19 protein-coding genes are annotated in these 18,618 nt (G+C 64.8%); 14 read left to right on the top strand and 5 right to left on the bottom strand.

What is annotated here, in order from left to right; translation table 11 throughout:
• From C9424_RS19975 to nrdF, 5 genes are all read left to right on the top strand, one after another.
• The coding region (locus tag C9424_RS19975; RefSeq protein ID WP_133247552.1) for an SAM-dependent methyltransferase at positions 1–976 on the top strand (976 nt) is incomplete at its 5' end.
• Positions 977–1,432: 456 nt separating this feature from the next.
• Complete coding sequence (gene nrdH / locus C9424_RS19970; protein ID WP_018773329.1) at positions 1,433–1,678, top strand: glutaredoxin-like protein NrdH; 246 nt, start codon at positions 1,433–1,435, stop codon at positions 1,676–1,678.
• 54 nt (positions 1,679–1,732) lie between these two features.
• On the top strand, positions 1,733–2,248 hold the full coding sequence (gene nrdI, locus C9424_RS19965) for a class Ib ribonucleoside-diphosphate reductase assembly flavoprotein NrdI (RefSeq protein WP_237563590.1): 516 nt from the start codon (positions 1,733–1,735) through the stop codon (positions 2,246–2,248).
• 62 nt (positions 2,249–2,310) lie between these two features.
• A complete protein-coding gene (gene nrdE, locus C9424_RS19960; protein ID WP_116768590.1) occupies positions 2,311–4,431 on the top strand; it encodes a class 1b ribonucleoside-diphosphate reductase subunit alpha in 2,121 nt (706 codons plus the stop codon).
• An 89-nt stretch (positions 4,432–4,520) separates the two neighbouring features.
• The gene (gene nrdF, locus C9424_RS19955) at positions 4,521–5,495 is read left to right on the top strand and encodes a class 1b ribonucleoside-diphosphate reductase subunit beta (protein ID WP_091253615.1); all 975 of its coding nucleotides are present in this window, start codon (positions 4,521–4,523) and stop codon (positions 5,493–5,495) included.
• 1,169 nt (positions 5,496–6,664) lie between these two features.
• On the opposite strand, the gene C9424_RS19950 is transcribed toward nrdF, so the two are convergent.
• Positions 6,665–7,252: a hypothetical protein gene (locus C9424_RS19950; protein ID WP_116768589.1), complete on the bottom strand. Its 588-nt coding sequence runs from the start codon at positions 7,250–7,252 to the stop codon at positions 6,665–6,667.
• Positions 7,253–7,530: 278 nt separating this feature from the next.
• Entirely contained in the window at positions 7,531–7,893 is a 363-nt protein-coding gene (locus tag C9424_RS19945) for a hypothetical protein (protein ID WP_133247551.1), read from the bottom strand.
• Here C9424_RS19945 and C9424_RS19940 point away from each other — a divergent pair.
• From C9424_RS19940 to C9424_RS19915, 7 genes are all read left to right on the top strand, one after another.
• Complete coding sequence (locus C9424_RS19940) at positions 7,880–8,101, top strand: hypothetical protein (protein ID WP_133247550.1); 222 nt, start codon at positions 7,880–7,882, stop codon at positions 8,099–8,101. The two genes, C9424_RS19945 and C9424_RS19940, sit on opposite strands and share 14 nt — an antisense overlap.
• Positions 8,102–8,106: 5 nt before the next feature.
• Positions 8,107–8,373, top strand: coding sequence for a hypothetical protein (locus tag C9424_RS19935; protein WP_133247549.1), 267 nt, complete (start codon positions 8,107–8,109; stop codon positions 8,371–8,373).
• An 88-nt stretch (positions 8,374–8,461) separates the two neighbouring features.
• Complete coding sequence (locus C9424_RS19930; protein ID WP_116768585.1) at positions 8,462–10,300, top strand: hypothetical protein; 1,839 nt, start codon at positions 8,462–8,464, stop codon at positions 10,298–10,300.
• A 146-nt stretch (positions 10,301–10,446) separates the two neighbouring features.
• Positions 10,447–11,217 carry a hypothetical protein gene (locus C9424_RS22015; RefSeq protein WP_237563589.1) on the top strand — a complete coding sequence of 257 codons (771 nt, stop codon included), beginning with the start codon at positions 10,447–10,449 and terminating at the stop codon, positions 11,215–11,217.
• Positions 11,218–11,375: 158 nt separating this feature from the next.
• Positions 11,376–12,275, top strand: coding sequence for a hypothetical protein (locus C9424_RS22010; RefSeq protein ID WP_237563588.1), 900 nt, complete (start codon positions 11,376–11,378; stop codon positions 12,273–12,275).
• A 190-nt stretch (positions 12,276–12,465) separates the two neighbouring features.
• Positions 12,466–14,337 carry a hypothetical protein gene (locus C9424_RS19920; RefSeq protein ID WP_116768584.1) on the top strand — a complete coding sequence of 624 codons (1,872 nt, stop codon included), beginning with the start codon at positions 12,466–12,468 and terminating at the stop codon, positions 14,335–14,337.
• A gap of 88 nt (positions 14,338–14,425) precedes the next feature.
• On the top strand, positions 14,426–15,052 hold the full coding sequence (locus C9424_RS19915) for a hypothetical protein (protein WP_116768583.1): 627 nt from the start codon (positions 14,426–14,428) through the stop codon (positions 15,050–15,052).
• A gap of 72 nt (positions 15,053–15,124) precedes the next feature.
• Here the strand turns inward: C9424_RS19915 and C9424_RS19910 are convergent, their stop codons facing one another.
• The 3 genes from C9424_RS19910 to C9424_RS19900 form a co-directional block, all read right to left on the bottom strand.
• Positions 15,125–15,652 carry a hypothetical protein gene (locus C9424_RS19910; protein ID WP_237563587.1) on the bottom strand — a complete coding sequence of 176 codons (528 nt, stop codon included), beginning with the start codon at positions 15,650–15,652 and terminating at the stop codon, positions 15,125–15,127.
• 156 nt (positions 15,653–15,808) lie between these two features.
• Positions 15,809–16,372 carry a DUF805 domain-containing protein gene (locus C9424_RS19905; RefSeq protein WP_116768582.1) on the bottom strand — a complete coding sequence of 188 codons (564 nt, stop codon included), beginning with the start codon at positions 16,370–16,372 and terminating at the stop codon, positions 15,809–15,811.
• Positions 16,373–16,544: 172 nt separating this feature from the next.
• Positions 16,545–17,813 (bottom strand): hypothetical protein, encoded by a 1,269-nt coding sequence (locus C9424_RS19900; RefSeq protein WP_161958264.1) that lies wholly within the window; start codon positions 17,811–17,813, stop codon positions 16,545–16,547.
• Between the two features lie 113 nt (positions 17,814–17,926).
• On the opposite strand from C9424_RS19900, the gene C9424_RS19895 reads away from it, so the two are divergent.
• Positions 17,927–18,130, top strand: a complete 204-nt coding sequence (locus C9424_RS19895; protein ID WP_116768580.1) for a hypothetical protein — start codon at positions 17,927–17,929, stop codon at positions 18,128–18,130.
• A complete protein-coding gene (locus tag C9424_RS19890) occupies positions 18,127–18,576 on the top strand; it encodes a DUF6884 domain-containing protein (RefSeq protein WP_116768579.1) in 450 nt (149 codons plus the stop codon). The genes C9424_RS19895 and C9424_RS19890 overlap by 4 nt, the downstream gene beginning before the upstream one ends.
• The last annotated feature ends 42 nt before the right edge of the window (positions 18,577–18,618 follow it).

Raw genomic sequence — 18,618 nt, 5'->3', positions numbered from 1 at the left:
CCCCGGCGCCCGCACCGCCACCGCCCCCCCCCCCCCCCGCCGGCCCGCCGGCGGACGGATCGCCAAAACCGCCGGCGCCCTGGGCGCCCCGCCCCAGCCCCCGGCCAGTCAGGCACGGGTCAGGGGCCGGCGGCACAGCCTGATGCGGGACCGGGCGGCCATCGGCCACCACTACGACCTCAGCAACGACTTCTACGCCCTGATCCTGGACCCGCAGATGGCCTACTCCAGCGGTTACTGGACGGACAGCTCACCCGGGTACGGACTCGAGGACGCCCAGCGGGACAAGCTGGACCTCGTCTGCCAAAAGCTCGGCCTGGCCCCGGGGATGCGGATGCTCGACGTCGGCTGCGGATGGGGCTCGCTGAGCCTGCACGCCGCGCAGCACTACGGCGTCGACGTCGTCGGGGTCACCCTCTCGGTGGAGCAGAAGGCGTTCATTGACGCCCGCATCAGGGAGCGCGGGCTGGAAGGACGCGTCGAGATCCGGGTCCAGGACTACCGCGAGATCCCGGACGGGCCGTTCGACGCCGTCGCCTCCCTCGAGATGGGCGAGCACGTCGGCCAGCGCAACTACCCCGTCTACGCCGCCGCCCTGTTCGGCAACGTCAGGCCCGGCGGCCGGGTCCTGGTGCAGCAGATGTCCCGGAACGGCAAGCACCCCGGCGGCGGCCCGTTTATCGAGTCCTTCATCGCGCCGGACATGCACATGCGCCCGGTGGGGGAGACCCTCGGCTTTTTGGAGGATGCAGGGTTCGAGATCCAGGGGGTGCAGGGCATGCGCCGGGACTACGTCCGGACGCTGGAGGCCTGGTACGCCCGATTCGAGGAGAACCATGACGCCGCCGTCGCCATGATGGGCGAGGAAATCGCCCGGGTCTGGCGGCTGTACCTCGTGGGCGCGCTGCGCAGCTTCGCCGAGGCCCGGATGGGCGTCGACCAGATTCTCCTCAGCCGGCCGGAGTCGCTTGGGTAGGTACCCGTGGCGCCGGTCACTGCGGAGTGTCGGAACGCGGGGTGTTAGAACAATCACGATCCGATGAGGCGGACACCACGGTGTCCGCCTCATTCGTGTTCCCGGACACCAGATGTAGTGGCCGGCACCACCACCGGACACCCCCGGGCACCCCCGAAAAACGTGCGCGACACGCCGTCTGCGGTGCGACACGCGGGGGTGATTAATGTGGCTAACTACTCCACAGGGTGTGGATTTCGTCCGCCAAAACAGCTGAATTCCGGACATTTGGCGGGCCCCCTCCTGTGGATTATCGGTGGGTTAAATGACATACTTGTAATACATCATCTTGGGGTCCACGTGAGGCTCTTGCACTACATGTAGTATCGACATACAGTTCCAGCAGAGCATCAGCGCGGGGCAGTCGGAGCCGGGGAAGCGCTCCGAACAAGACTTTCAACAAAGGGGACAAGGACCATGACCGTTACGGTTTACACGAAGCCGGCCTGCGTTCAGTGCAACGCGACCTACCGCGCGCTGGACAAGAAGGGCATCGCCTACCAGAGCGTCGACATCTCCCAGGACGCGGAGGCCCTCGAGCGCCTGAAGTCCCTGGGCTACATGCAGGCCCCGGTCGTCGTCACCGACCAGGACCACTGGTCCGGTTTCCGCCCGGACAAGATCGAAGAACTGGCGCAGGCCGCCGCCGTCGCTGTAGCCTGAAGCGCTCCGGACGCCGCTACCAGGCAGGATTTGACGGTAGATGAGGTGAGTCCAATGGTTGTGACAACTGAAGATCGGGCAACTACTGAAGATCGGGCGGCCGCCACGGCTGACAGCGGGGAAGCGGTCAGCACAGCGGCTCCCGAGATCACCCAAAGCCGCCTCATCTACTTTTCCTCCACCTCGGAAAACACCGCACGTTTCGTTGCGAAACTGGGCGTCGAAGCCGCCAGGATCCCCCTCTATTCGAGGGACGCCCCGCTGGCGGCCCGGGAACCGTACGTTCTGGTGGTGCCGACCTACGGCGGCACCGGGGGAGAGGGATCTGTTCCAAAGCAGGTCATCAGGTTTTTGAACGACCCGGGCAACCGGAAGCTGATCCGCGGAGTGATCGGGGCCGGCAACACGAATTTCGGGGATAACTACTGCATGGCGGGGGACATCATCGCCGCAAAATGCAACGTCCCCCACCTATACAGGTTCGAACTCATGGGCACGCCGGAAGACGTCTCCCGTGTACAACAAGGATTGGAAGAGTTTTGGACACGACTGTCGCAGACAAAACAGTAACCGGGGGCACAGGCTCCCACGGGGGCACCGCCACGGCTGTTGAGAAGCAGGAAAAGCACGAGATGCCGGCCGCGTACAAGGGCCTGGGCTACCACGAGCTCAACGCCATGCTGAACCTCTACGGCCCCAACGGCGAGATCCAGTTTGAGGCCGACCGCGAGGCCGCGCACCAGTACTTCCTGCAGCACGTGAACAACAACACCGTGTTCTTCCACGACCTTGAGGAAAAGCTCGACTACCTCGTCAAGAACGAGTACTACGAGCGCGAAACCCTCGACCAGTACACGATGAACTTCATCCGCGAGCTCTTCAACCGCGCGTACAAGAAGAAGTTCCGCTTCGAGACCTTCCTGGGCGCGTTCAAGTTCTACACCTCCTACACGCTGAAGACGTTCGACGGAAAGCGCTTCCTGGAGCGCTACGAGGACCGCGTCTGCATGGTGGCCCTGCACCTGGCCCGCGGCGACGAGAGGCTCGCCACCCAGATGGTCGACGAGATCATCGAAGGCCGCTTCCAGCCGGCCACTCCGACGTTCCTGAACGCCGGCAAGAAGCAGCGCGGCGAGCTGGTCTCCTGCTTCCTGCTCCGCATCGAAGACAACATGGAGTCGATCGGCAGGTCCATCAACTCCGCCCTGCAGCTGTCTAAGCGCGGCGGCGGCGTGGCCTTCGCCCTGACCAACATCCGCGAGGTCGGCGCGCCGATCAAGCAGATCGAGAACCAGTCCTCCGGCGTCATCCCCGTGATGAAGCTCCTCGAGGACAGCTTCTCCTACGCCAACCAGCTCGGTGCCCGCCAGGGCGCCGGCGCGGTGTACCTGCACGCGCACCACCCCGACATCTACCGCTTCCTGGACACCAAGCGCGAGAACGCGGACGAGAAGATCCGCATCAAGACCCTCTCGCTCGGCGTCGTCATCCCGGACATCACCTTCGAGCTCGCCAAGCGGGACGAGGACATGTACCTGTTCTCCCCGTACGACGTCGAAAAGGTCTACGGCATGCCGTTCTCCGACGTCTCGGTCACCGAGAAGTACTACGAGATGGTGGACGATTCCCGGATCAAGAAGACCAAGATCAAGGCGCGCGAGTTCTTCCAGACCCTCGCCGAGATCCAGTTCGAATCCGGTTACCCGTACATCATGTTCGAGGACACCGTGAACCGGGAAAACCCGATCGACGGCAAGATCATCATGTCCAACCTGTGCTCCGAGATCCTCCAGGTCTCCCAGCCCACCACGTACAACGACGACCTGTCCTACGACCACACGGGCAAGGACATCTCCTGCAACCTGGGCTCGCTGAACATCGCCAAGACCATGGACTCGCCGGACTTCGGCCTGACCATCGAGACGGCCATCCGCTCGCTCTCGGCCGTCTCGGACATGTCCAACATCACCTCGGTGCCCTCGATTGCCCGCGGCAACGACCAGAGCCACGCGATCGGCCTCGGCCAGATGAACCTGCACGGCTACCTGGCCCGCGAGCGGGTCCACTACGGCTCCGAAGAGGGCCTGGACTTCACCAACATCTACTTCTACTCGGTGGTGTACCACGCGGTCCGCGCCTCCAACCTGCTGGCCATCCAGACCGGCCAGACCTTCGGCGGCTTCGAGAAGTCCAAGTACGCCACCGGCGAGTTCTTCGACAAGTACACCGAGCAGGAATGGGTCCCGCAGACCGCGAAGGTCGCCGAGCTGTTCAAGAACATCCACATCCCCACCCAGGATGACTGGCGCGAGCTGAAGGCCTCCGTCATGGAGCACGGCATCTACAACCAGAACCTGCAGGCTGTCCCGCCGACGGGCTCGATCTCCTACATCAACAACTCCACCTCCTCGATCCACCCGGTGGCGTCCAAGATCGAGATCCGCAAGGAAGGCAAGCTGGGCCGCGTGTACTACCCGGCGCCGTACCTGACGAACGACAACCTGGAGTACTACCAGGACGCGTACGAGATCGGCTACGAGAAGGTCATCGACACCTACGCCGCCGCCACGCAGCACGTGGACCAGGGCCTGTCCCTGACGCTGTTCTTCAAGGACACCGCCACCACGCGCGACATCAACAAGGCCCAGATCTACGCCTGGAAGAAGGGCATCAAGACCATCTACTACATCCGTCTCCGCCAGCTCGCGCTGGAAGGGACCGAGGTCGAGGGCTGCGTCAGCTGCATGCTGTAGCTTCAACTCAATCGTGACTGTGCGACGGCGGGCGCCCGCCCGCCGTCGTACGCTTAACTTAACGAAGAACCCAACCTTTAGGGGATGACATGACCGAAAAGGTCAAGCTGCTTAGCCACGTCGAGGCGATCAACTGGAACCGCATCCAGGACGACAAGGACGTGGATGTCTGGAACCGCCTGGTCAACAACTTCTGGCTCCCGGAGAAGGTGCCGCTGTCCAACGACATCCAGTCGTGGGCGACGCTCACCCCGGACGAGCAGCAGCTCACCATGCGCGTGTTCACGGGCCTGACCCTGCTGGACACCATCCAGGGCACCGTCGGCGCCGTCTCCCTGATTCCGGACGCCCTCACCCCGCACGAAGAGGCTGTCTACACGAACATCGCGTTCATGGAGTCCGTGCACGCCAAGAGCTACTCCTCCATCTTCTCCACGCTGGCCTCCACCAAGGAGATCGACGAGGCATTCCGCTGGTCCACCGAGAACGAGAACCTTCAGAAGAAGGCCCAGATCGTCATGGACTACTACCAGGGCGACGACCCCCTGAAGCGCAAGGTGGCCTCGACGCTGCTGGAGAGCTTCCTGTTCTACTCGGGCTTCTACCTGCCGATGTACTGGTCCTCGCGGGCCAAGCTGACGAACACGGCCGACCTCATCCGCCTCATCATCCGCGACGAGGCCGTGCACGGCTACTACATCGGCTACAAGTTCCAGAAGGGCCTGGAGAAGGTCTCCGAGGAGCGCCGGCAGGAGATCAAGGACTACACCTTCGAACTGCTCTTCGAGCTGTACGAGAACGAAGTCCAGTACACGCACGACCTCTACGATTCCGTCGGCCTGGCCGAGGACGTCAAGAAGTTCCTGCACTACAACGCCAACAAGGCGCTCATGAACCTGGGCTACGAGGCCATGTTCCCGGCTTCCGTCACCGACGTGAACCCGGCCATCCTGTCGGCCCTGTCGCCTAACGCGGACGAGAACCACGACTTCTTCTCGGGTTCGGGTTCGTCTTATGTGATTGGCAAGGCTGTCAATACTGAGGATGAGGACTGGGACTTCTAGGTCGGTGTGAGATGTCGACCTAATTGGAAGAATGGCACCCTATTTGGAAGAAACGCATCGTCCAGTTGGAAGTCTTCCAAGTAGCTGCCACTAAAGCGGTGTGAGGTTCCACGGTACTTGGCCATTTCCCAACTTAGATGGCCACGTTTCACAGTAGTTGGCCAACTGTTTCATACAGCTGGCCAACTGTGTTTGTGAGATTCGGGGCTGGTTGATTTCTTTCGGACCAAGTTGGACCCTGGTCAACTTGACCTCGGTCCAACTTGGTCCGATTCGGGCTCTCATGTGAGATGACGCCTAAGTGGAAGACCCCTCCCGCTCTATGTGGATGCACTCCTCGTCTAGTCAGAAGTCTTCCACCGAGGGCAACCCGCCATCCGGCCCTGACGATGCCATCGGGGACAACGGCTCCGAGCGGGGGGAGCGCGGTGGTCGAATTCACCGTTCTGTCTTTGCTGCTGATGGTCCCGCTGGCCTAGCTCATCTATGTATTTGTGTTGTCAAGCACGGTTGCAGGTTAACAAATCCGCTTCTAAATTTTCCGCACTCTAACAATTGTTAATTTGGGCCCAGTTGGATCAACAGAACGCTAGTTCCGTCTGTCGGCCTCATGGACTCGATTGACACCACCATCGCGTCCGGATGCTACTTCTTCTGGCAGCACTTGGTTGTCGTGATTGCCGCCCGACACGATCAGCATGATCCCTAAGTTGAGACGCTACTTGTTCAATTTGGCTTCGTAGCGTCCTCGTCTAGCGCCTGGCCAGTCCAAGCCGAAGTCGCCGACGTGCAATATCGTGCTGACGCTTTCACGGGCGGCCGACTGGATTGCGGTTATCGCCCAGCCCAAGTCGCCGTGCCAGTCTCCTGCGATTGCCAAGGGCTCATGGATGCCGACTGTTGGAACGGGGACTTGGGGGAACAAGTTCGGTTCGTTTGGCGTTGTCCCGGACTGCCTTAGCACTTAAACGGCCATCTAAACGCCTTTCGATTTCTTTGCGGTATGCAACTCTACTAACAGCCTGTATCACTAGTGATACAGGCTGTTACGTCTCATATTAATGCCAGGTCCTCGAGGGCTGAGCGGCTTGAGACTGCCAGCATTCATCGAGCATCGCGCCGACCGCTTCATCGGCTGCCTTTACCAGCCCAGACTCCTCGTGGAGGGCTCAGGATAGGGTCACAGACTCAGCGCGGCTGAGGAAGCCCATTGCCGGATGTCCGCGTAGAGCCCTGATTCCCCTGACAGTTCCGATCACGAGCAGCGCAACGGGAAGATCGCGCTGGATAAGGTGCTGGAAGGCTCCCACGAGTACGGGAACAGCCCCTGGAAGGGGCGTGTCTATGTCGTGAAGAACAATCAAGCCAGCCTCCGGCAGAATCAAAGGGTCCGGGCTTACATTGATCGCTGAGAGCTCATAGACTGACCAACTTGCCACAAGTGCGACATTTTTGGCTGTTTCGATCAGTGCATCCCGTCCTGCAGTGACTTTGTAGCTCGCTACCGTGATCTGTGCCAGTCCATGGCCACGGTGGGCTAACGAATCAGCAAGCTCGGCGGCCCAATCAGAGGCTGTCACCTGATCCTTTTCGCCCCCGCCATCACAGCCAAGCAGCAAGCCATCCTCGACGCCGTCCGCGACCAAGAATTCACGCACTAAGCGAATGAGCCAAGTCAGGACTGAGTAGCGGGGCATGCCGGTTGCGACGTTGATGTTCGCAAGCACCGCGACAACGTCCGTGGCTTGAAGAACCATTCTTGGACATCCGCACAACGCGGACGTCTTCCTAGGGACCCGACTACTACTATTGCTTCCCCCAACGGCGGTGTCCCTTAGCGGGAGCCGGGAAGTCATGACTTCCCGGCTCTTCCTTTGCCAAGATGTTGGGCCATGTGGGAAAACGTCGACGTATTCACGGGGCAGGATGAACTGCCGGGGGAGCTGGGTACATTCGCTGATACAGCTCTATTTCGTCCGGGATATGGTCGGCATCAAGCGGGACGGGGTCGTGGCACGATATGGGGCCAAGGGCATCAGATGACCGCACCAAGGATGGCGTGAGCATCGAAGAGCAATGAAACCGGGGCAGGAGCATAGACCGGTGCGGGCGGCAGTGTCACCTTGGGCGGGGTGGGGCCCGCGGGCGGAGACGAGGGCTTGGTGCTGCCGCCTCCGCTGATGGTGCCGTCGCCGCCGGTTCCGCCGCGACTGGGGTTATCGGCGCACCAGCCTGCCGGTCCGCCCAGGGAATTCCCGTGCTGCCCGACCGGGCAGGTCGAAGAGCTGGCCGGGGCAGCGCCGACGGCCAGACCGCCCAACGTGATGAGACCAGCCTCCTGGGCGTCCTGCATCATCGGCGGATTCGGGACCGGATTGTTCGCCGTGGCGGTCTTCATCCTGCTGACCGCCCTGTACACGATCACCACCGGCCGGGGGTCCTGGGCCCGCCTGTCCTCCTGGAAGCTGATCGCCGCCGCCATCGGAGTCTCCGTCCTGCTGTTCATGCTGTGCGCGGCCGTCAGCCCGCAGCACCGCGACACCGGCATCTACACCCCGGCGCCTGCGCCGGCCCATACTGCCCCTGCCCCCAAACCGAAGAAATGATGGTCATGCCGCAGACAGCCCTCGAGGAACCGACCGTTAAAGTGCCGGAGGCCGGCTGGTCCCAGGTCGACCTGCCCGAGAGCCCCGGCACCGCCCTGCAGTACGTGAATGCACGCGGTGAACGGATCATTGCCGTGCTCTCCGACACGAGCCTCTGGCGGGTCACCAGCGTGACCCCCGGCGGGGAGGTGCACCACGGGTCCTGGATTCCTGCCGCGTTAGCCGCGGACCTGTGGTCGGTGGAACGCTACACACCCATTCCAGCGCCCTGACCTGCGGAAACATAACGACGAAGTGCCCGGTGGGCAGTAGCATCATCAGCAGGGGCCAGGGAACCGGCCCAAAGACCTGGGGGAACAATTGAACAAAGCCATCCGCTTCGCCGCCGCCGGCGCCGTCACCGCGCTCTCGCTGGCCGGTCTCGCCATGCCGGCGCACGCAGCATCGACGCCGTCGTCCCCTTACGATGCCTGCGGCCCGGTCGCCAATTCGATCAAACCCTGCACCGCGTTGGACGGCTGGATCTACCAGATGTCCGTCAACAAGGACCTGACCGGCCCGCCCCCGGGCATCGGCGGCGCCCTTGTCGACGGCAACAGCCTGACCGTTTACGACGGCGCGTGGAATCCGGCCGATGCGACGCTCACGCACCAGTGGCTGCGCAACGGTGTCCCCGTCCCCGGCGCCAACGGCACCACCTACAAGCTGACCGCGGCGGACATCGGAAACGGCATCCGGGTCCAGACGACCGCCACAGCAGCCGGCTACGCGGCGTCGACCGTAGAATCCGCCACGTCAGCCCCGGTGACCGCCGCCGGCGACGATTCACTGCCCACGGTCACCCCTCCGTCCAGGGTCTCGATCACCGGCGTCGGGGGCATGTACGGCTACCTCTACGCCAAGACCTACACCTGGATCACGCCCGGCATCCTGTTCGCGTATCAGTGGACCCGCGACGGGGTCCCGATTCCCGGCGACACGGGCGTCAGCCACCGCAACACCAGCGCCGACGGGGGCAAGCGGATCCGTGTGGCCGTGACAGGTTACGCGCCCGGATACGAACCGGTCACCCTGACCTCGTTCGCGACGTCGGTGGGTGGTGCCTGGCCGCAGGGCGCACCGATTGCCGGAACGCCCGAACCGGGCCAGGTGCTCACCGCCGGGCAGCCGGTGACCGAAGACAGCGGAACGACGCTGCAATGGCTGCGCGACGGCATCGAGATCACCGGGGCGACCACGAACACCTACACGGTCACGGACACGGACCGGGGCTCAGTCCTGGTGATGCGGACCAGCACCACCCCGACGTGGGATAACCCCGGGATCACCTACACGCGTCAGCTCCAGGTGCCCGGGGCCCCGGCGGAGCAGCTGCCGCTGACCAACGTTTCGCTGCCCGTCCTGGACGGGGAAGCCCGGATGAACAAGCCGGTCAGTGTCACGCCCGGCACCTGGTCCGTGCCCAACGACCAGCTGACGATCTCCTACCGGTGGTCCGTCAACGGGCAGCTGCTCCGCGACTCCGACAAGGCCACCTACACGCCCGACGTCGGCCTGCTCGGCAGGACGCTCAGCGTCACGGTCGCGGCGTCCGCCCCGGGCTACCAGACGACCAAGGTGACCGTGACGGCCCCGTCCCGTGTGGCTGAGCCCGACCCGGAACTGGTACACGGTGCCTGGTTCGCCAGCTACCCTGTCATCGGTGTGCCGTTCAAGGTCTACGACCCGTTTTTCGACAGCAGAATCGACGACCAGGACCTGAAGAACACCTACCAGTGGCTGCGCGCCGGCACGCCCATCCGCGGAGCAACGGGCCAGGCGTACACCCCGGTGGGCGCCGACGCGGGACAGACGCTTTCCGTGGCCGTGTCCACCGCATACAAGGGCAGGATCTTCCGGACGCAGACGGTCACCGCGTTACGGCCGGTTCCCTTGAGGAAACTGGCCACGGCCATGCCGACGGTGACGGGAACACCCAAAGCCGGCTCGGTCCTGAGGGCGAAGCACGGCGCCTGGACGAAGGGGACCGTCTTCACCTACCAGTGGCTGCGCAACGGCATACCGATCTCCAACGCCACGGCCTCAACGTACAAGGTCCGGACGGCCGACAAGGGCAAGAGGCTCACCGTCCGTGTCACGGGCACCCAGGCCGGCTACAAGACGGCGGCCCGCGGCAGCTTCGCGCTCCTCGCCCGCTGACCGTCTCACCGGGTGAGGGGCCAACGAGAATGGCATCACCAGACCGTCTTCTGCTCGCTGGTGTTCATGTTTCCGGAAGGGCTCGGGGCACACGACTATCAACTGAAGGGCCCGGGGGACCGGCCCGAAGACTATTGGGGGAACAATTGAACAACAAAGCCATCCGTCTCGCCGCCGCCGGGGCACTCACCGCTCTGCTGGCCGGGCTCGCGGTTCCGGCGCAGGCAGCAACTGATCCCTGCAGCCCGCTGGTTGATTCGGTCAAGATCTGTCTGGCCCCGGACGGGCGCCATTACCCCGTGCTGGTCAACAGCGCCGTCACCGTCCCCGGGCCCACTATCGGCGGCGCCCTGCTCGTTGGCAACACGCTCACCGCGATCGACGGCCCCGTGGACCCCTGGGGCGCAATGCTCACGCACCAGTGGCTGCGCAACGACGTGCCGATCCTCGGCGCCACCGGCACCACGTACACCCTCACCCGGTCGGATCTAGGCAAGGGCATTCGGGTCGAGACCACGGCGACAGCACCGGACTATGCCAAAACCACAGTGCAGTCCGCCAAGTCCGCGCCGGTCACGGCCGCCGCCGGCGCCGTCCCCACCATCCAGATCCTGCAGGTGAAGGTCACAACCAAAAGCACCACGAACTTCGTGATGGCCGAGCCTCTCTCCTTGGGCCCCAAGGGCCGCCTGTACCTGTACCAATGGCTGCGTGACCGCGAGCCGATACCCGGGGCCACCGGCAAAACGTTCGACACCACGGCTTGGGCCCCTCCGGCGGCGCTCAGCGTCAGGGTCACCGCCTACGCTCCCGGGTACGACCCGGCCACCAGCACCTCAACGCCAGCGGCTGTCTATCCCGAAAACGCGACCCCCGGCGCCATAGTCGCGGGCGGCACTGGCTCGGGGACGTCCTGACCGGCAAAGACACCGCTCCGTGGCAGGTACACATCCCCGGCGGCGAGACCGCCTATGCCCACCACTACAAGTGGCTGCGTGACGGCGCCGAGATCGACGGGGCCACGGGGCTGACCTACACCATCACCGCCGAGGATCAGGGACACACCCTGGTCCTGATGACCGACACTTCGAGGTACGACGCCTACTCCCGTCCGATCGCAGTGCCGGCGGCAGTGCCGGTCCCCGCGGACGTCGAGCTGAAGCAGCTGACGAACGTCGCCAGGCCGGTCCTGACAGGTAACTCCGTGACCGGCTCTCTCATGACGGTGACGGCCGGCACCTGGTCCGAACCGGCCGAGAACCTGACGATCACTTACGACTGGCTGTCCCCGGACGGGAAGGTCTCGTCCGGCGGCGATTCGTTCGTCCCAAACAACACCCACGTCGGCTCGACTATCACCGTCCTCGTGACCGTCTCCGCACCCGGCTACGCCACCAGCCGGGTGAAAGTTACTGCGCAGAAGCCCGTGACCGCAGCTGACCCGTACCAAACGAAGAGCCCTTCCATCAACGGGGTCCTGAGAATGGGGCTGATAGTTGAGGTGTCCGGCGGTGAATGGTCCGACTATCCTGCGGGCCTGAGCGGGACTTGGCAGTGGCTGCGCGACGACGTGCCCGTCAAGGGCGCAACCGGTGGTTCCTACCACCTGCGGGCTGAGGATGTCGGCAAGCGCATATCCGTCAGCCACACGGTCACGCTCAACGGCAGAGTCCTTAAAACAGAGACAGTCGGGGCGGGGAGTGTTGCGCCGGCGTTCCTGAAGGCTGCCAAGCCGACGATTTCAGGCACCGTCAAGGTTGGGAAAGTCCTAACCGCGAGGCCCGGCGCCTGGACTCAAGGTACCTCGTTCAAGTATCGCTGGCTGCGCAACGGCGTCCCGATCTCCGGGGCCACGTCTTCGACGTACAAGGTCCGGACGGCCGACCGGGACAAGAGGATCACCGTCGAGGTCACAGGCTCACGGCTCGGCTATACGACCGTCACCCAGACCAGCGGAGCGTACTTCGCCCGCTGAACGCGGTCCTCACCTGGTGCGAAGCAAAGGGTCCGCGCGTCGCCCGGGCACCGTTGCCCTCATTGGTGACCCCGTGAGGTTACGCCGTCAATCCTGCACCCTGAACTGCAGCGACGTAGTCGCAAACCGGTCACGGGCGCTACTATCAGCATGGGCCCGGGGGACCGGCCCGACGACTTTGGGGGAACAATTGAAAAACAAGACCATCCGTCTCGGCATCGCCGGGGCACTCGCCGCGCTCTCGCTTGCGGGCCTCGCCGTGCCGGCTCACGCCTCATTGACGGCGGACCCCTGCGGTCCCGTCGTCGACTCCGTCAAATTCTGTACGGCCGAGAACGGAGCGGGATACGCCCTGCTGGTCGACACCGCCGCCGCAGGCCCGCGGCCCGGCATCAGCGGAGCACTTCAGGTCGGCAGCACCGTGACCGTTGTCGACGGCACCTGGGATCCCGCGGACGCCACCTTCACGCACCAGTGGCTGCGCAACGACGTGCCGGTCCTCGGCGCCACCGGCCCGACCTACCTGCTCACCGAGGCGGACCTCGGCAAGGGCATCCGGGTCAAGACCACGGCGACAGCCTCGGGCTACGCCAAGACGACCCTACAGTCCACCAAAACCGTCCCCGTCACGAATGCCGGCGCCGCCGTTCCCTCCATTCAGGCATCGGGCGTCTCGTTCCAGTTGGTCGGTGAAGGCACCAGCCTCGACGATCCCAGCCGCCTCGTGATCGCCATGCCCGGGTCGTTTTCGGGAGCGCCGGTCATCTACTTCCAGTATCAGTGGCTTCGCGACGGTGAGCCCATCCCGGGTGCCACCGCGAAAATGTTCGACACCACGGGATGGGGTTCGACGGGGCTGCTCAGCGTCAGGATCACCGGCCACGCTCCCGGGTTCACACCGGCCACGCGGACCTCGCTCCCGAGAGGCGTGTCCGAATTCAACCCCACCCCGGGCACAGTGGTCACCGGCAACACCGGGCTCGGGGACGTCCTCACCGCCGTCGACGAGATTCCCTGGCAGGGCTTCACCGGGCCGGGTGAACCGATCGGGCACACCTACACCTGGCTGCGGGACGGTGTCCTCATTCCCGGAGCCACCGGGATGACCCGCAGCATCACTGCCGAGGACCAGGGGCACACACTGGTCGTGGAGACACACAGCACGAGGCGTTGGTCTTACGGCACCTCCTACTCCAACGCGATCGCCGTGCCGGCTGCCGCGGGCACAGGTGTCGAGCTGAAGCCGCTGAGGAACGTCACCAAGCCCGTCCTGACCGGGTCCTTCATGACCGGCACGCCGATGACCGTGACGGCCGGCGCCTGGTCCGAACCGGCCGAGAGACTGACGTTCACCTACGACTGGATGCTGCCGGACGGAAGGATGTGGGACGCCGGCCCGAGCTACGCCCCGGGCAGGTTCCAACTTAACCAGATCGTCTCCGTCTTCGTGACGGTCTCGGCCCCAGGCTATGCCCCGACCCGCATCAAGGTCACTGCACCCAAGCCCTTGAGCATGCATGACCCGGATCAGACCAAAGCCCCGGCCATCAGCGGCACAGCGACCGTGAGGGAGACACTAACCGTCAACGCCGGCGTCTGGACCCGCTATGACATGAGGGTGGTGAAAGAGTCCCGCCAGTGGCTGCGCGACGGCGCCCCGATCGCCGGGGCGACCGGCAGCGACTACACCCTGGTGGGGGCAGATTACGGCAAGAAAATCTCCGCCAGAGTCACCTCCACGATCGAAGGCAAGATCCTGACAACCCAGACGGTCAACACCCCGGCGAAGGTGGCCGCTGCGGCACTGGTTGCGGCCACGCCGACGATAGCCGGCACCGTGATGGCCGGGAATGTCCTGACCGTGAAGCGGGGCACCTGGACCTGGGGCGTTGCCTTCACGTACCGCTGGCTGCGCAACGGCGTCACGATCTCCGGAGCCACGGAGCCGACCTACAAGGTCCGGACCGCCGACAAAGGCACCAAGCTCACCGTCAGCGTCACCGGCTCCCGGCTCGGCTACACGACCGTCTCCCGGACCAGCGCGGCGCGCATCGCCAGCTAACCCACGGCTTCCCCGGGCGCCCGGCATGACGTGGCCGGGGAACTTTGGCCGGTCCCTCCAGGCTGCCGCGCAGCCATGAAAGAACAGTATGAATCCCCTACGTAAGATCTCGGCCCTGGTTGTAGTGCTGACCGCGGCGGCCCTGCTTGCCTTGACCGGAGCCCCGGCCGCGACCGCCGAGACGGCCACCGGCGACCATTCCACGGAAGATCCGACGGTCAGCCCGACCGACAGGGCCTACGAAGAGCCGGACATGACCGACGTCGCCACGCCGGACCCGTTCGTGTGCCCGGCAGGTTACGTGCATGTCTACTTCAACGACGCAGACGCGTGCGCCACTGCCAGCGCCGACGGTGAGCCCGACCCCGCCGGGATCGTCCTTGACCCCAGCGGGGGAGTGCTCAAACCTGCCGGGGAGGTGCCGGCTCCGACTCCGGTGGAGACACCCGCACCCACGGTTCCGGCGCCGACAGCCCCCAGTACACCGGCAGCCGCGGCGGTAACGCCGGGACCGGCCGAAGCCGCTGAGGCCCCGTCGGCGCCAGCACAGGTTCCATCGGCTTCCCCTTCCGTCGATGTTCCGGCCGTGGTGGCGCAAGCATCCTCGGATACGGGTCCGGCCGCGCTGGTGATTGCCGGGGCCACCGTAGCCCTGCTGCTGGTCGCAGCCGGTGCCTTCGTCTGGGCTCGTCGCAGCGAACGCGAGAACCCCTGATCCGGAAAGCGGAAGGGGGCCGCCAGCGGACCGCCCCTTGCTGCAGGTGTTTCGTGCCGGATTAGCCGCTCCTTACCGCCACCGGCCTGCGCTAAGGCAGACGGCCCGTGCGGCGATCCGGCGCGCCAGGTCCTTGTCCGCCGCACCGATCCGCAGCACGACCTCCCGGGCCTCGGAGTCGGTGACCCAGTCTAACACCGAGCCTCCGGCATCCCGGACCGCCACGGTCAGTTCACCGTAACGGCCGCCCAGGACCTGATCCCGGCCGGTGAGAGCCCGGATGCCGCCGCGCAGCCGTGCGGCATCCTCCTTGAGCTTGCCGTCAAGCGTGGCCGGCGGATTCCGACGGACGAACGTGCGGACCAGGTCGGTGCCGAGCACGTGGTTGTCCTTGGCGTAGGCGAGCCGGTCCAGTGAGACGGCGAACCGGGCGGCCGGATCGGCTTCGATCCGGGCCTCCTCGTCAACGGCCTCCCGACAGCGGGCCCCGGCTTTCTGCTGACGAAGAAGCAGTTCGAGGGCAAGTACACCGAGTTCGGGGAGCCGTACCTGGAGTAAGGGGTGAAGTTCCTGCCCCGCCTTAACGAAGTCGTCACGCATGGCTCCCTCGAAGCGGCCCAGGCCGAGTTGGACGGGCTTCCCGTCCTGAAAGGCCGCCGGTGGCTACGGGATTGTCCGGCGCCTCGTCCATGAGCCGGGCGACTGGGAGCTTCTTCCTGCCTGATGGCGTAGCCGCCTTCACTGTGGAGCTGGGGTCTACCAGGTCGGGCTGTCGAACCTCTGGCCCTCCGGCTTGGGGCCTTGGGCCAGGAAGACGAGGATCAGGATGGGCCCGACTAAAGGAACCAGCACCAGGAGGTACATCCAGCCGCTCATGTTCGCATCGTGGAGCCGCCGGACGGATACTGCCAGGGACGGGATGATGATGGCCAGGGAAATGATGACGGACAGGATGAGTCCGATAATGTACCCGGGGCCAGGGACGGTGGTGCCGTCGGGTCGCAGGGTCGCGCCGGCGGATCCGCCGACAAGCGTGAAGATGTTCAGGATGAGTGAGAGGACTCCGGAGACTAGTGCCACCCACCAGTATTCGCTCCGGCTGGCCCGGCCGGAGAACGTGGCATATTTCTTGAAGAATCTCGCCACGGCCTCCGGCAGGGAAGCGCCGTACAACGGTGCCCAGGGCGGCACCGGCCCGGATGCCGAGCCCGGGTAGGCAGGTGCGGCGTACGGGTTGGACGCCCAGCCCCGGGTGTGCCGCGGCTGCTCGCTCGGCCATGACTGCTGGCCGGGGCCCTGCGGAGGTTGAAGACCTGACATCGTGCTCCTTCAATGGTGTGGATAGGGCTAGATCAGCGGACGCCGGTTTCGACCGGGCTCTGCGCTGCCATCGTATCGGCGAAACATCCTCGGGCCGCGGTATCGGGCGCAGTGTTTTCGCAGGTCAGGACTCGGAAGGCCTGGCCCGGTGAAAGGGCAAGGGGCCCCGCTGTCAGGGCTTCTGTCCGGCCAGGATCTTCCTGGCGGCGGTGCCCCGGTAGCCGCTGCAGTCCCGGGTATAGGTGCCGCCGTAGTTCTTGTCGGCCCCCATCGCGTACGCCACGCAGTCGGCGAGCTGCTCCTTGCCCGCCGGCCAACTGCCGTAGATGGCGTTCATGCGTGCGGTTAATTTTGCGTCGTCGTTGTAGAGCTTGAAGGAGGCGATGTGTGCGCATTCGTGCAGGGCCACGTACTGCAGCGACTTCCCGGTCCCGTAGGTCTGGGCCATTTCGATCCGGTAGGACGGCCACCACGCGAAGCTGGTGTAGCCGCCGATGAGGGTGATGACCTGCTTGTCGCAGTACGGCTTCATGTAGTCGTACGCGGCCTTCTTGTACCCGGTGTAGTCTGCCGGGTTCATGTGGGAGATGACGGTGGACCCCGAGGTCCAAGCCTTTTCCTGCGCAGTGGCGGCAATGGTGAGCCGGTAGCGCTTGCTGGTCGTGGCGTTCACCAGCGGGGTCTTGACCGTGGCTTTCCAGCCGGAGGCCTGGGTGAAGTCAACGCTTTGAATGGTCCGCCAGAGCCCGTCCCGATATTCCTGCAGGGACCCGCGGCGGTTACTGAGAGCGTTGTACAGGTCGTAGGTGGTGGACCACTGCGTCCCGGCCGCCACACGGCCCTCCGCGGTTGAGAAAGGGCTGCTCGCGTAGGAGTTCTCGGCCTGGACGTAGGTGTCCTGCCGAGCGTACGAGACCGCCTGCTGGTCCGAGGTGGCCAGCCGCTTGCCCGCCTTGTTCAGGATGGCCCGGAACTTGCCGGTCCCTTCCGCCGTAAACGTGTAGGTCAGCGTGGCGCTGCCCGTCGTCAGCACCGGCGTGGTTTTCACGGTCGTCCAGAGACCGCCGGTGAGGCGCTGCAGGGAGATGGTGGCACCGGCAAAGCCGCTTCCGGACAGGTTGAAGACCTTGCCCGGATAGATGTCCGGCGTCTGAGACCAGGAGTACACGGCGGGAGCATAGGTGATCAGTTGCGGTATCGGCCAGGACCCCACGGCCCGGGGAGGCCCGCCAGAAGCCGGCGCTCCGGTGGTCAGTGCCGCCGCCTGCAGCGGGGGTGTCACGGCTGAGGCGGCTGATCCGGTGTCCTCCACGGCCAGGGCCCGAGCGGCCGGAGCCAGCATTCCGGCACTCACGGCCAGTACGGCGACTGAGGCCGCCAGAGACCTGAGCATCCCGAGGCTCGCCCCTCCGGTCACACCGGATCGTATTCTGTTCTTCAAGTCCCCCACCTTGTTCAAGAGCCGCGGGGGATGGCTCCGGCGGCGTCCGCCGGGCAGTTGATTGTTCCCCCACAGCAGAGCCTAACTGCGAAGCGGGCGCTTTGTCCGGCGCGATGACGGCAACCCGCCGTTCCGCACACATGGTGCCCAAGACAGCGACAACCATCACCGACCGGCTCATCGACGAACTCCTCACCGCGCATGCCGACGTCGCCCACCGGTCACTCATCGCGCTCGAGAACTCCGGCCTGGCCAGTCCCTCTACGCATGGCTTGCGGCATAGAAGCATTCCGGACGGTGAACTGGAGCGGCAATGAGCAACGAAATCACGATCGGCCTGGTCGGCTGCGCATCGCAGAAGCTGAAGCGCCCGGCGCCGGCCCGTGACCTCTACGTCTCCCAGCTGTTCAAGAAGGCCTCCGCCTATGCCGAGGCCACCTGTGACCGCTGGTACGTCCTTTCCGCCAAGCACGGGCTGGTTCACCCGGACACTGTGATCGAGCCGTACGACATCCGCCTGGGCACCAACCACCGGACCACGCCGCCGATCCATCAGTGGGGCGCCCGGGTCAAGGACCAGCTCGACGCCGAGCTGGCCGGCCTGGAGAACGTCACGATCGTCGCCCTGGCGGGGGAGCAGTACCGCATCGCGGTACACAACAGCCGATGGCCGGTCGTCGTCCCCATGAAGGGCCTCGGCATCGGCCAGCAGCTCGGCTGGCTGACCGTAAAACTCAACGCGCTTGAGCCCACCGGCGCCTAAGAACCGGCAGGCCCTTCCAGGACCGTCGCCCAACGGATAGTG

It is taken from the genome of Arthrobacter sp. H-02-3 (assembly GCF_003097355.1).
Taxonomy (GTDB): domain Bacteria; phylum Actinomycetota; class Actinomycetes; order Actinomycetales; family Micrococcaceae; genus Arthrobacter; species Arthrobacter humicola.
This window is presented reverse-complemented; position numbering and strand designations above follow the sequence as displayed.

Coding starts and splice junctions, on each gene's coding strand:
- nrdH (WP_018773329.1), top strand. CDS start 1,433: ATGACCGTTACGGTTTACACGAAGCCGGCCTGCGTTCAGTGCAACGCG.
- nrdI (WP_237563590.1), top strand. CDS start 1,733: ATGGTTGTGACAACTGAAGATCGGGCAACTACTGAAGATCGGGCGGCC.
- nrdE (WP_116768590.1), top strand. CDS start 2,311: ATGCCGGCCGCGTACAAGGGCCTGGGCTACCACGAGCTCAACGCCATG.
- nrdF (WP_091253615.1), top strand. CDS start 4,521: ATGACCGAAAAGGTCAAGCTGCTTAGCCACGTCGAGGCGATCAACTGG.
- C9424_RS19950 (WP_116768589.1), bottom strand. CDS start 7,252: ATGGTTCTTCAAGCCACGGACGTTGTCGCGGTGCTTGCGAACATCAAC.
- C9424_RS19945 (WP_133247551.1), bottom strand. CDS start 7,893: ATGAAGACCGCCACGGCGAACAATCCGGTCCCGAATCCGCCGATGATG.
- C9424_RS19935 (WP_133247549.1), top strand. CDS start 8,107: ATGCCGCAGACAGCCCTCGAGGAACCGACCGTTAAAGTGCCGGAGGCC.
- C9424_RS22010 (WP_237563588.1), top strand. CDS start 11,376: ATGACCGACACTTCGAGGTACGACGCCTACTCCCGTCCGATCGCAGTG.
- C9424_RS19915 (WP_116768583.1), top strand. CDS start 14,426: ATGAATCCCCTACGTAAGATCTCGGCCCTGGTTGTAGTGCTGACCGCG.
- C9424_RS19910 (WP_237563587.1), bottom strand. CDS start 15,652: ATGCGTGACGACTTCGTTAAGGCGGGGCAGGAACTTCACCCCTTACTC.
- C9424_RS19905 (WP_116768582.1), bottom strand. CDS start 16,372: ATGTCAGGTCTTCAACCTCCGCAGGGCCCCGGCCAGCAGTCATGGCCG.
- C9424_RS19895 (WP_116768580.1), top strand. CDS start 17,927: ATGACGGCAACCCGCCGTTCCGCACACATGGTGCCCAAGACAGCGACA.
- C9424_RS19890 (WP_116768579.1), top strand. CDS start 18,127: ATGAGCAACGAAATCACGATCGGCCTGGTCGGCTGCGCATCGCAGAAG.